We start from the raw sequence: 12,550 nt of genomic DNA, 5'->3' as shown, positions 1-12,550 counted from the left end.
GGGCGAGATCAACACCCTTCGGACGGGATCGGCTTGGCAATGCCGACGCAAAGCGCCCTAGAGCGTTTCTTTGCTGTTCTTTGTCTGTTTTTGATTGGTGACATAGCTAACACAGATACGGCACACCTTGACGTGGATCTTCACATCGCCTTTATGTTCATGCTCGGTTAGTTAGTTTTTGATCACCATGTGCCATCGGTCCGCATGTTTCTGATGGTTTGTGACTCGGAAAGGGTCGATTGGCCGTGCGTGCGGTGCTGTCTTGGTGCGGGAAGGGTTCGCTGGCGAGATCGCCACGCGAGCGCCTGGTCCGTCGTAGAGCCCGGGTCGGCGTCATAGCCGGGCTGGTCCTCGCCCTGAACGTGACCCTCCTGCCCGGCGCCCTCGCGTTCGGCCCCGGTGACCCCCGTACCCCGGTCGACCTCGCCGAACTCCAGGAGACGGACCCGGTCCCGGTCGACGAGGCACTGACCGACGGGCTCGAGAAGCTGTCCGGCCAGGCCTCGACCACGCCGCGGGAGCCCTACGAGCCGGCGGCCGTCGCCGAGGTCCCGGAGGCGTCCGGCAGCAAGCCCGTCGCCACCATGACCGCCGGCGTCACCACCGAGATCGCCAAGTCCGCCGACGGCGCCATGACCATCGGCGTCGGCGCCCCGGACGGCGCCACGCCCGCCCAGGCCGACGCCCTCGAAGGCCAGTGGAGCGTCGCCGCCGCGTCCGAGGACCAGGCCGTGGCCAACGGCGCGCAGGGCTTCCTGGTCGCCGTCGACGCGCCCGACACCGCCACCGGCGACGCCGTCGTCTCGATCGACGCCACCAAGCTCGCCGAGAGCTACAGCGCCCAGTGGCTCGACCGGCTCTCCTTCACCCTGATGCCGTCCTGCTACGCCCAGACGCCCGACGTCGAGGAGTGCACCACCGGCATCCCGGTGACCACCGACATCGAGCGCACCGGCAAGACCGTCAGCGTCGCGGTGGACGCCGGCGACTCCTCGGGCTCCGAGGCGGACACCGGCGAGGACGGCGCGGCCGACGAGGTCGTCGGCTCCACCGCCACCGCCAAGCCGGTCCCCGAAACCCTCGTCAACATCACCCTCGACACGGCCGCGCTCCAGACCCTCTCGGGCACCACGTCGACGACCGACACCGCTGCCGCCACCGGCAACGACTCCACCGTCAACTCCGCCGTCTGGCACGCCGGCCGCCCCGCCGACGCCGTACGGCAGATCGCCGACTCCTCCGGCGGCGGCCTCCTCGTCGGCAGCTCCTACGGCGCCGGTTCCGGCGGCGACTTCTCCGCCAGCCCGATCGTCTCCGCCGGTTCCTGGACGGCCGGCGGCTCGGCCGGCGCGTTCACCTACGCGTACACGATGGCCGCCCCGCAGGTCCCGGCCGGCCCGTCGCCCAACGTCACCCTCAGCTACAACTCGCAGACCTCGGACGGCCGTACGTCCGCCACCAACAACCAGGTCTCCTGGGTCGGCGAGGGCTGGGACTACAACCCCGGCTCCATCACCCGCACCTTCGTGGGCTGCGCCGCCGACACCGCCGGCGCCAACAACAAGGACCACTTCACCGGCGACCAGTGCTGGGGCTCGTACAACGCGGTGCTCTCGCTCAACGGGACCACCACCGAGCTGGTGCGCGACGACACCACCAAGCAGTGGAAGAGCGCCCGCGGCGACAACATGCGCGTCGAGCTGCTCGACGCCGCCGACTACCAGCGGATCACCGGCATCGACGGCTCCGACAACGGTGACGACAACGGGGAGTTCTGGCGCGTCACCACGGACGACGGCACCCAGTACTACTTCGGTCTCAACCGGCTGCCGGGCTGGACCTCGGGCAAGCCGGAGACCAAGTCGGTGCTGGCGGCGCCCGTCGCCGGCAACCACGACTCCGACCCCTGCTACAAGCCCGCGTTCAAGGACTCCTTCTGCGACCAGGGCTGGCGCTTCCAGCTCGACTACGTCGTGGACACCACCGGCAACGCGATGACGCTGTGGTGGGAGAAGGAGAAGAACGCCTACGCGCGGAACATGAAGGAGAAGCCCCCGGTCGTCTACGACCGCGGCGGCTACCTCACCCACATCGACTACGGCCAGCGCGCCGGGACCCTGTTCAGCGAGGAACCCCTCGGCCGGATGCGCTTCCACGCCGCCGAGCGCTGCTTCGACGACAACTCGTTCAACGTGGACTGCTCGCAGGCGAACTTCGACTCCAAGCAGTCCGACCGCACCCGGCCCTGGTTCGACACCCCCGCCGACCTGTCCTGCGAGTCCGGCAAGAAGTGCCAGACGTACGCCCCGACCTTCTGGTCGCGCAAGCGCCTCGCCTCCGTCGACGCCTGCGCCCAGCGCGAGCAGGGCGTCCGGCTGACCGAGTACACCTCGGACGCCGACGGCAACGAGACCGGCCAGCGCAACGCCTGCGGTGTGGAGGGCGACTCGGCCACCACGACCCTGCTGTCGAAGGTCGACTCCTGGGGCCTGAAGCAGTCCTTCCCGTGGAACCTGACCGGCGAGTACACCGCGCTGTGGCTGGAGTCCATCGGCCGCACCGGATACGCGGTCGACGGCTCCACCGCCACCCTCAACCCGGTCTCCTTCGGCCACAACGAGGAGGCGCTGCCCAACCGCGTCAAGAACGGCACGTCCGACCCGGACGAGGTGTTCGCCCGGCTGCGCATCCAGGACGTCGTCTCCGAGTACGGCGGCCGCACCCGCGTCGACTACAAGGCCCCCGAGGACAAGTGCCTCGCCGGTTCCGCCCGCCCGGCGATCGACAAGAACGACCAGCTCTGCTACCCGGCCTACTGGCACGCGGACGGCGAGCTGGAGGACAAGCGGATCTCCTGGTTCAACAAGTACGTCGTCGAGAAGATCACCGAGTTCCCGCGCCTCGCGGACGCCAAGGAGATCGTCACGCGGTACACGTACGAGACGCTGCCCGACGCCGTGAACGGCGCGCTGTGGGCCAAGAACCAGTCCGAGTTCTCCCGCCCCAAGAAGCGCACCTGGGACGACTGGCGCGGCTACCCCACCGTCACCACCATCACCGGCACGACGGACGCCGCCGAGGGCACCGCCGCCGCCAAGTCGGTCACCCGCTACTTCCGCGGCATGAGTGACGACGTCCTCGCCGACGCCACCCCGGAGAAGGCGTCCGACGACGTCACCCGCGACTACGACATGACGGACGTCACCGGCACGGTCCTGGGCAAGGACCGCAAGGCGTACGCCGGCATGGTCGCCGAGTCGCTGACCTACCCCGACACCGGCGCGGCCACCGACACCGGCTGGACCGCCCGCAGCATCAACTTCCCCGACGCCCCGGTCCGGCTGGCCACCCGCAACCGCACCGACGGCCCCGACGTCGTGTCCGAACGCGTCACGCTCGGCGAGACCAGGACCATCAGCAAGGCCTCGGTCAAGGGCCCCGACGGCTCGTTCCTGCGCACGCTCACCACCCGGACCGACTACGACGCCACGTACGGCCTGCCGACCACGGTCCGCGAGTTCGGTGATGTGGCCGTCACCGGCGACGAGTCGTGCACGGCGACCTCGTACGTCCACAACACGTCCGGCGAGAACTACCTGGTCGGCCTGGTCGCCCAGACCGTCACCACCACCGGCACCACCGCCTGCACCGCCGACCTCTCCGCCGCCACCGGATCGACGCTGGTCAGCGCCTCGCGGATGTTCTACGACGGCGCCACCTCGCACACCGCCACGCCCACCAAGGGCCTGGTCTCCAAGACCGTCACGCCGACCGGCGCGGGCACCGGCTGGGAGACCGCCAACCCCGAGTCGCGCACCGAGTACGACCCGACCGGCCGCGTCGTCAAGGTCACCGACCCGACGGGCGTCGTCAACACGACCAAGTACACGCCGGACAGCGGCCAGGTCTACCGGATCGACACGGTCACCGGCAGCAAGGTCGTCGACGGCGCCGAGACCGGCTTCACCGACATCACCACCCTGGAGCCCGGCCGCGGCACCACCCTGACGTCGACCGACGCCAACAGCCGCGTCGAGTCCTACGCCTACGACCCGCTGGGCCGCGCGGTCGCAGCCTGGGACGCCACCCAGGCCACCACCGACGACCCGACCGTCCGCTACACCTACAACACGGCGTCGGACAAGCCGGTGTCCGTGGTCACCGAGTCCCTCTCGGACAACCCGGGCGCCGCCGCCGGCGACGGCACGTACAAGTCGTCCACCGCGATCTACGACGGCCTCGGCCGCGAACGCCAGACCCAGACCCCGGCGGTGGGCGGCGGCCGGCTGATCACCGACACCCTGCACAACAGTTCCGGCCAGGTCCGCTACACCCGTAACGCGTACTACATGGAGGGCGACCCGGACACCGCGCTCGTCGTCCCCGACTCCGAGTCGCTGGTCCCCAACGCCACGACGTACACGTACGACGGCCTGGGCCGCGTCCTCACGGTCACGCCGGTGCACAGCTCGTACCCGCAGACCGGCCAGAAGTTCACCAACGCCGGCAAGGACGTGCAGACCACCGACCGCCGCACCCGCTACGAGTACGGCCTCGACTTCACGATCGTCCGCCAGCCGAACGGCACCCCCGCCTCCCGCGTGTGGACGGACGCCCTGGGCCGCACCACCCGCCAGGACACCTTCACCGACACCGCGCTGACCGAGGCGGGCGCGGTCAGCACGAGCTACGCGTACGACCTCCGCGGCGACATGGTGACCAGCACCGACGACGTCGGCAACACCCGCACCTGGAAGTACGACGCGCTGGGCCGCGTCACCGACACCACCGACCCGGACGCGGGCGCCGCGCACACCGACTACGACGCGTTCGGCCGCGTCGACAAGGCGACCGACGCCCGCGGCCAGACCGTCTCGTACTCCTACGAGCGCCTGAACCGCGTCGAGCAGGTCAAGGTCACCCCGAAGGGCTCGACCACGGCGACCGTCGCCCAGACCTACGCCTACGACGGCGCGAGCGGCGGCAAGGGCCAGCTCTCCTCGTCCACCCGCATCAACGACGGCAAGGCGTACACCACCACCATCGGCGGCTACACGGCCGACTACCAGCCGACGGCGATGACCACGGCGCTGCCCCCGGGCTCCACCGCGGGCCTGACGTCGGACGGCTTCGCCACCCAGTACACGTACTCATACGCCTACAACAAGGACGGCCAGCTCGAGAAGTACACCGCCCCGGCGGCGGGCGGCCTCAGCGCCGAGGCCGTGATCACCCGCTACAACGAGGCCGGCCTGCCGACCTCGGTCTCCGGCCAGGACTGGTACGCCTCCGAGACGTCCTACTCGCCCTACGGCCAGGTGCTGCGTGCCACCGTCGGCAAGGTGGGCCGCCGCCTGTGGCAGGAGAACACCTTCGACGACTCCACCGGCGAACTCCGCACCAGCAGACTCGTCCGGGAGACCCCGACCCCCGACACGGCCGTCGTCCCCGGCAGCGAGGTCAGCAAGCGCTCCTACACCTACGACGCCTCGGGCAACGTTCTGTCGGTGGCCGACCACATGGGCACGACGACAGACCAGCAGTGCTTCACCTACGACACACTCGGCCAGTTGAAGCAGGCCTGGACCACCCCGGGCGGCGGAGCGTGCGCGGCGACGGGCAAGACGACAGCCGAACCGGTCTACCCCGACGGCACGGTCAACGTCTCGTCCAACAACGCGGGTTACTGGCAGTCGTACGACTACGACGTCCTGGGCAACCGCACGAAGAAGACGGCGTACAAGGCCGACCCCACCCTCGCGTCCGGCGTCCGCGACACGAGCGGTGACACGGTCACCGACTACGCCTACGGCACCAGCGACACGGCGAAGAACGACCAGCCGCACACCCTCACCTCGTCCACGACGACGTCGAAGCCGACGGCGACGGGCCCGACGGTCACGACCCGCTCGGAACAGTCCTACGACAGCGCGGGCAACCTCGAGAAGCGCAGCACCGGCGGCGACACCGCCCAGGCCCTCACCTGGACCTGGGACGGCAAGGTCGAGTCGGTGACGGGCTTCGGCGCGGACGGGTCGGGGGCCTGGGTGGGCACCGGCGACATGTGCCTGGACCTGGCCGGCGGCGTCCCGAACGCCGGCACCGCCGTCCAGCTCTACGTGTGCAACGGCAGCAAGGCGCAGAACTTCCGCGTCCAGGCCGCCGACACCGACAAGAACGGCACGGTCGAGGACGCCACGATCGGCGCACTCGTGGTCGGCGGCCGCTGCGCCCAGCCGAACGGCACCGCGGCGGGCGCGGCGGTCCTTGTCCAGGCGTGCGACAGCGTGGTGGCGGCACAGCGCTGGCAGACCCTGAGCACGGGCCAGATCAAGAACCTGTCGACGGGCCTGTGCCTGTCGGCCCCCGGGTCGACGATCGGCACCGACCTCACCCTGGCGGCCTGCAACTCGACCGTCGCGACCCAGTTGTGGAAGCCCGCGTCGAAGACGACGTACGTCTACGACGCGATGGGCAACCGCCTGCTGGAACGCACCAGCGCGGGCGCGGTCCTGAACCTCCCGGACACGAAGGTCTCGCTCACCACGACGGGCAGGATCCGCTACACGGAGCGCACCTACGCGGGCCTCGGCGGCCCGGCGGTGACCCGTTACCGCGAGAGCGCCAACAACACGGCCGGCGTCAGCGAGCACCTGTTCGCCCAGGCCACCGACCTGAACGGCACGCCGCTGGCCGAGGTCCGCCTCGACGCCACCATGGCGATCCGCACGGCGAAGCGGGACCCGTGGGGCGAGGACCGCGCCCCGAACCTCTCCCCGCGCTCGCACACCGGTTTCCACACGGGCGACGAGGACAACGAGACCGGCCTGACGCACATGGGCGCCCGGGAGTACGACCCGGGGACGGGCCGCTTCATCTCGGCGGACCCGGTCCTGGACGACAGCGACCCGCTCCAGGCGAACGGCTACTCCTACGCCAACAACAACCCGGTCACGCACGCGGACCCGTCGGGCCTCACCTCCTCGGCCTCCAACTTCGACGCGTCGATCGCCGCGCTGGACGCGAAGATCGCCTCGTTCCAGAAGACGCTGAACCGCTCGATCGGCGATGTGATCCTGGCGACCGGCTGGGCCGTGTTCAAGGAGTTCATCGGCTGGAACGACGTGGTCGGCTGCTTCACCCAGGGCGACCTGTGGGCCTGCGGCAGCCTGCTGATGGACGCCATCCCGTGGACGAGCGTCTTCTCCAAGGGCAAGAAGATGTGGCGTGCCTTCAAGGGCACGATGAGCGCGGTCAAGGCCTTCCGCGCCGCCAAGCGCGCCGCCGAGATCGGCATCAAGGCGGCCAAGGCCGCGAAGGCAGCCCTGATCAAGGCCAAGAAGGCCGCGGAGGCGGCAGCCGCAGAAGCCAAACGCAAGGCAAGAGAAGCGGCGAAACGAGCAGCAGAAGCAGTAAAGAAAAAGTCCCACACAGGCTCCAAGGGAGCCAGAGGCAACCCGGCCCAGGTAAAGGCCGGCAGAGGCGCCCAATCGAAGGGCTCCTCGGGCGGCGGCAAGGCCGAGAACAAGTCCGGCGGGTCGCGCGGCGGCTCGGGCAAGGAGGACTCGGGCGGTAAGACCGACGGGGACGGAGGCAGTGCCGACGCCTGCACGGTCAACAGCTTCACGCCTGAAACCCGTGTCCTGATGGCCGATGGCTCCACCAAGGCGATCAAGGACGTCAAGGCCGGCGACAAGGTGATCGCCAGCGACCCTGAAACGGGCGAGACCCAGGCGGAGGAAGTCACCACCGAGATCAAGGGCCAGGGCCTCAAGCACCTGGTCAAGGTCACCATCGACACCGACGGTAAGAAGGGCTCGAAGACCGCCGAGGTCACTGCGACCGACGGCCACCCCTTCTGGGTTCCGGAACTGCGCACCTGGATCCAGGCGACCGACCTCCGGGCGGGCGAGTGGCTCCAGACTGGTGCTGGCACCCGTGTCCAGATTTCCGCGATCAAGCGCTGGACGGCGCTGGACGCGACGGTTTACAACCTGACCGTCAGCATGCTGCACACGTACTACGTGCTGGCGGGTGCCACCTCTCTCCTTGTCCACAACTGCAAGACGGACGGGGATTTGCAGGCGGATGCGAATGCCATCCACGAGACCTGGAGGGCCAGGTACGGAGACCGTGCCTACAACGGAACGACGGTGACCACGGCCGAACTTGACGGTGAGCTGGTCTACGCGGTGAACCGAGGAAAGATTCAGCCGGACGCGGCCGCGTTGGCGGAATCCCTTGGGTACAGGAGGGTCTACGGCAAGCGGTTCACCGGTCCCAACCAGACGGATGCCGAACAGATCCTGCTCAACGCAGTCGACGCGGGCGAAGTGGGTTCGACAGGCCGTATGGCGACGTCCCGTGTGCCGTGCGGTGAGCAACGACAGAATTGTGGTGGAAGAATCGGCGGTGCCGTCTACCAAGCGATCCGAGTCGTGGGTAAGTGGGGGGCTGGTGTTGGTTAGCGAGCGGGAGGTTCGTCGTGTACTTGTGGGATCGTGAAATGCGCTCATTGCGCGAGGAGTTGCAGAACATTCAGCCCACTGGCCGACTGGCCACGGCTCTCAAAGTGATGGACTGGACCCTAGACGTCATGGGTCCCATTGAGACGGTCGAGATCCGGGACTATCTTGGCGAGGGGCTGAGGCAGGGGCACGAGGATCTCCGCGAGGGCCGAGATAAAATCACGCTCGCGGAGGACGTGCTCGATCAGTACGAGGAACTCGACGAAATCGCGGAGGAATACGGCACTTCGCAGATGCTCTCGGCGCTTCTCGCATGCAGTGATGCACCCGAAGGGCTGAGTGGAGAAGTACTGTATGGCGTTCTTGGCTTCTGCTATGAGGCAGTGCTCGACCGTGAGGATGTTCCGGTCTACAGCCTTGAGGCTGAGTTGGAGAACGCCCGGTGCCGTGAGGTCATCGAGTTCCAGAAACAGGCTGTCTCTGAGGCCCTCGGAAACTCCGGTTGATCGCTTTCGAGCTCCCGCTACCGGGCTTGCTCACATGGGGTCGTGACGGCCTTGGCCCATATGCCTGCCAGGAGGTGGGCGAGGGTGGACCGGGGCGACGGTCAGGATCCTGGTGGTGCTGTCGTTTTCGTGTCGGCGGAGGATGGCGGCGCTGATTACGATGGAGGGGCTGCCCGACCCGTCAGCCAGACCTGGCTCGACTCCGGGCTGGAACTGGCCTGGTCGGCGGCGGCCGGTGAGGAAGTGGCGGACGAGTGCGCGGAACTGCTCGACGCGCTTGGGGCCGAGAGCGACGAGGACGAGGGCTGTGAGGACGAGCCCACGTCGCGTGTCGGCTTTCACGCCGACCAGGCCATCGGGCTCGTGTGGCCGCGGTGACTCCCGTTTTGGAAGAGTTCGGGGACAGCCCACCTCTTTGCAGTGGTCCGACCTTCTGAACATGAAACAGGCCGGTGAACCCGAAACCCCGCCAGGTGATGGACGATCCCATCCCCGACGGGGTTTCTTCGTGCGTTTCTCAGGCGGACGGGTTGACGATCACCGTGGCCGAGTTGTTGCTGGTGTTCGGGTCGAAGGCGTCGGACTTGTCGGAGTGGGGGTGGACGGTGACGTGGCCCGTCGCGTCGGGGACGACCGTGTCGATGCGCAGTTGGAAGGGGAAGGCGACCTTCAGGTCCGGCTTGGCCCACGTCGGCAGGGTGCAGGCGTAGTGGCCGATGGTCGGGTCGTCGCCGGACGTCCAGGCGGTGTGGCAGGTGGCGGGCACGGACGTGGCGGTGGTGCCCGGCGGGAGGTAGTAGTCGATCACGGCGACCGGGTCGCCGGAACCGACGTTGCCGACCCAGGCCGGGCCGTGGTTGGCGAAGCGGAAGCCGGCGGTGACGGTGTCGCCGGCCGCGCCGTTCACCTTGGTGCCGTGCACGGCGAAGTCGGCGGTGTTGTCGGCGTCGACGTGGAAGGAGCGGCCGTTGTCCGAGCCGTCGAGGTCGGTGACGTCCCCGGCGGGCTGGACCTCGTAGTCGAACCGGTCGTACAACGCGTGCTCGGTGACGGCGAGTTGCAGCGGCGCGGGCAGCTCCACGGTGGCGCCGGGCGCGACGTCGGTGTCGAAGGAGCACGTCACGTACGTCATGGGCGTGTACTCGCCGCCGCTGTCCGGCCCGGTGTACGTGCACTGCGGGTAGCGGGTGACGACGTCGAGGCCGTACGTCGCCCACATCTTCACGCTGAAGCTGTGGGCGGTCTCGTTGCCGGTGTTGGTGATGGAGAAAGGCACCGTGATGCCGGCCCCGGGCGCGACGCCGGTGACGTCCTGCGGGGTGCTGAGGCCGAGGTCGGGGCCGGAGCCGACGGTGACGGACGTCTCCGCGGAGTCCTCCGGGGCGACGAGCGTGCCGTCGGGTCCGCCGGTGGCCTGCGCGGAGTACTTGATCGCACCCTGCGCCCCCACGGCCGCGCCGACGGCGGCCCGCACCTTCAACTGCACCTGCGCGTGGTAGCGCGTGGGCACGTCCCCGGTGTCGCACACGGCGACGGTGCCGGCGTCGTCCGGCGTGCAGTTGGCGGGCCAGAGCACCTCGGCGACCCCGGCGAGCCCGGAGGCGTCGACGGTCAACTGCCCGTTCGTCACGGTGAAGTTGTCGTTGTCGTGGTAGAGCCCGAGCGCCAACGACCGGTACTGCGCCGCACCGCTGTCCGGAGCGACGGTGACCGCCTGGTCGTACGGCGCCTGGATCCACAACTGATCGCTCTGCGCCGCGTCGTCGGCGAAGGCGACCCCACTCCCGAGCCCGGCGACGACCAACGCCCCCACAGCACCGGCACACGCCCCGCGACGCAGCACACGCCCGACGGAGACAGAACCCATGACATCCCCCAGATAGGAAAACAGACATAGCTCCCGGTAAGTGACCTACACCGGGCGCGAGTTGGACGACCTACGGAGAAGGAAGGTTGTAGGTGGGGGGCGTGCGGCGCGTGGTTCTTACCGTCTTCTTGATCAATTCGAGGGAGGGGCGGGTGTGGACCGTATGCCTGCCAGGAGGTGGGCGAGGGTGGTGGGGGTGGTGGTGAGGATCGTGGTGGGGGTTTCGCTCTCGCGGAGGTGGAGGGTGGTGGCGGTGGAGGTGAGTTCGAGGCAGTTGTTTCCGTCACCGAAGCCTGAGAAGGACGACTTCTGCCAGTTGTCGGGGGGCGTCGTAGCGCGCATCACAGTTCCTTGGCCAGCCTGTGGATGAAGTCACGCGAACGTTCGGGGTTCAGTGACACTGCTTCCACCCTACGGAGAAGCGTTCGAAGCGCGCTGAGTTGAGCCTCCGAGTCCAGGTAGCCCGTGCCATGGGGGGTGTCACGCAACGCGGTGTCCAGTTTGGGCACGGGACCGCCCGCGTACCCCATCGCGCTACCGGCCCCGGCGAAGCCGTCCAGGTCGAAGGGGATGACACGCACGGTGACTTGGTCCGCTTCGGAGAGTTCCAGGACGCGAGCGAGCTGAACGCGTGAAGCGGACCGGTCGCCGACCCTGATGCGCAGCGCCGACTCGTGGATCACCGCCGCGTAGGGGATCGGGGCCGGCCCCTCGATGACGATCTTGCGGTCCATCCGGTGGCGGACACGCAACTCAAGGTCGCTGCAAGGCAGTTCCGGGACCTGGTAGGAGAAGAGGGCGCGGGCGTAGCCCTCCGTCTGGAGCAGGCCTGGGATGTACAGGAACTCCACGTCGTGCCGGTAGGTGGCGTGGTGCTCCAACTCGGCCAGGTCCATGAACGACGAGGGCAGTCGGCCTTGGTACTCCTGCCACCAGCCGCGGGTCCGATCGGTCGCCATGGCCGACAGCGCATCGATGAACGCCTCGTCCTGGCAGGCGTAGTGCGCTGCCAGGCTCCGCAACCGCTTCTCGCTCACGCCGGTGAGGCCGTATTCGATCTGGTTGATCTGTGCGGAGCTCACCCCGAGCAGTGCTGCTGCTTCGCGGCCATTGAGGCCCGCAGCCTCGCGGAGCCTGCGCAGTTCGACCGCCAACCGTAGCTGACGTGCTGTTGGCTCGCGCCGCAACCCCATCGACCGCTCCTCCCAACATGCCCGTAAGCGCGACTCGTTCGGGTGTCAGGTTACGCGATCCACTTGCTCAACCTTGAATTCAAGGTCTACCGTCGGTGATGCAACGCACACGCTGCGGAAGCGCACCGCTCCGTCCTGCCAGGACGGCTGAGGCATGCCACCGCGCACAAACCCCACCCCACCTCTGGAGCTACCCCATGCCCGAAACCGCTCCCGCTCCCATTCCCGCCCTCACCCCCGCCCCCGACTCCTGGGAGTACTCCCTCTACATCCCCCACGACCCCAGAGCCGTCACCGTCTGTCGTCTCACGCTCCGTCCGATCCTCACCGTGCACGGCCTCGCCGGTCTCCTCGACACCGCCGAACTCCTCGCCTCGGAGCTGGTCACCAACGCCGTACTCCACACCAAGGGCCCCGCCTGCCTCCGCCTCCGCTTCCGGGACGGCGTCCTCCAGATCGGGGCCTGGGACGCCGACCCCGAACCCCCCGAGCCCGCACGCAAGTTGGAGGACCTCG

Annotated in this window: 7 protein-coding genes; 4 read left to right on the top strand and 3 right to left on the bottom strand. The window is 68.5% G+C overall.

Annotated features, from left to right (window positions below):
• The first annotated feature begins 245 nt into the window (after positions 1-245).
• From BMZ82_RS25340 to BMZ82_RS25330, 3 genes are all read left to right on the top strand, one after another.
• Positions 246-8,468 carry an RHS repeat-associated core domain-containing protein gene (locus BMZ82_RS25340; protein ID WP_143098910.1) on the top strand — a complete coding sequence of 2,741 codons (8,223 nt, stop codon included), beginning with the start codon at positions 246-248 and terminating at the stop codon, positions 8,466-8,468.
• Between the two features lie 47 nt (positions 8,469-8,515).
• Positions 8,516-8,974, top strand: a complete 459-nt coding sequence (locus BMZ82_RS25335; protein WP_143098909.1) for a hypothetical protein — start codon at positions 8,516-8,518, stop codon at positions 8,972-8,974.
• Positions 8,975-9,058: 84 nt separating this feature from the next.
• The gene (locus tag BMZ82_RS25330) at positions 9,059-9,352 is read left to right on the top strand and encodes a hypothetical protein (RefSeq protein ID WP_093779635.1); all 294 of its coding nucleotides are present in this window, start codon (positions 9,059-9,061) and stop codon (positions 9,350-9,352) included.
• A gap of 139 nt (positions 9,353-9,491) precedes the next feature.
• Here BMZ82_RS25330 and BMZ82_RS25325 read toward each other — a convergent pair whose 3' ends face one another.
• The 3 genes from BMZ82_RS25325 to BMZ82_RS25315 all read right to left on the bottom strand — a co-directional run bounded on the left by BMZ82_RS25325 (position 9,492) and on the right by BMZ82_RS25315 (position 12,034).
• Complete coding sequence (locus BMZ82_RS25325) at positions 9,492-10,841, bottom strand: COG1361 family protein (protein WP_177244660.1); 1,350 nt, start codon at positions 10,839-10,841, stop codon at positions 9,492-9,494.
• Between the two features lie 132 nt (positions 10,842-10,973).
• A complete protein-coding gene (locus tag BMZ82_RS25320) occupies positions 10,974-11,183 on the bottom strand; it encodes a DUF397 domain-containing protein (protein ID WP_093779633.1) in 210 nt (69 codons plus the stop codon).
• Positions 11,183-12,034, bottom strand: a complete 852-nt coding sequence (locus BMZ82_RS25315) for a helix-turn-helix domain-containing protein (protein WP_093779631.1) — start codon at positions 12,032-12,034, stop codon at positions 11,183-11,185. Before BMZ82_RS25315 ends, BMZ82_RS25320 begins: the two co-directional genes overlap by 1 nt.
• A 197-nt stretch (positions 12,035-12,231) precedes the next feature.
• On the opposite strand from BMZ82_RS25315, the gene BMZ82_RS25310 reads away from it, so the two are divergent.
• Positions 12,232-12,550 (top strand): ATP-binding protein (locus tag BMZ82_RS25310; RefSeq protein WP_107487683.1); only part of this gene is annotated, 319 nt, incomplete at its 3' end.

Source organism: Streptomyces sp. yr375 (assembly GCF_900110755.1).
Classification (GTDB): domain Bacteria; phylum Actinomycetota; class Actinomycetes; order Streptomycetales; family Streptomycetaceae; genus Streptomyces.
This window is presented reverse-complemented; position numbering and strand designations above follow the sequence as displayed.

What these genes read in the sequence shown, in the direction of transcription:
- BMZ82_RS25320 (WP_093779633.1), bottom strand. Translation starts at nt 11,183, where the DNA reads ATGCGCGCTACGACGCCCCCCGACAACTGGCAGAAGTCGTCCTTCTCA.
- BMZ82_RS25315 (WP_093779631.1), bottom strand. Translation starts at nt 12,034, where the DNA reads ATGGGGTTGCGGCGCGAGCCAACAGCACGTCAGCTACGGTTGGCGGTC.
- BMZ82_RS25325 (WP_177244660.1), bottom strand. Translation starts at nt 10,841, where the DNA reads ATGGGTTCTGTCTCCGTCGGGCGTGTGCTGCGTCGCGGGGCGTGTGCC.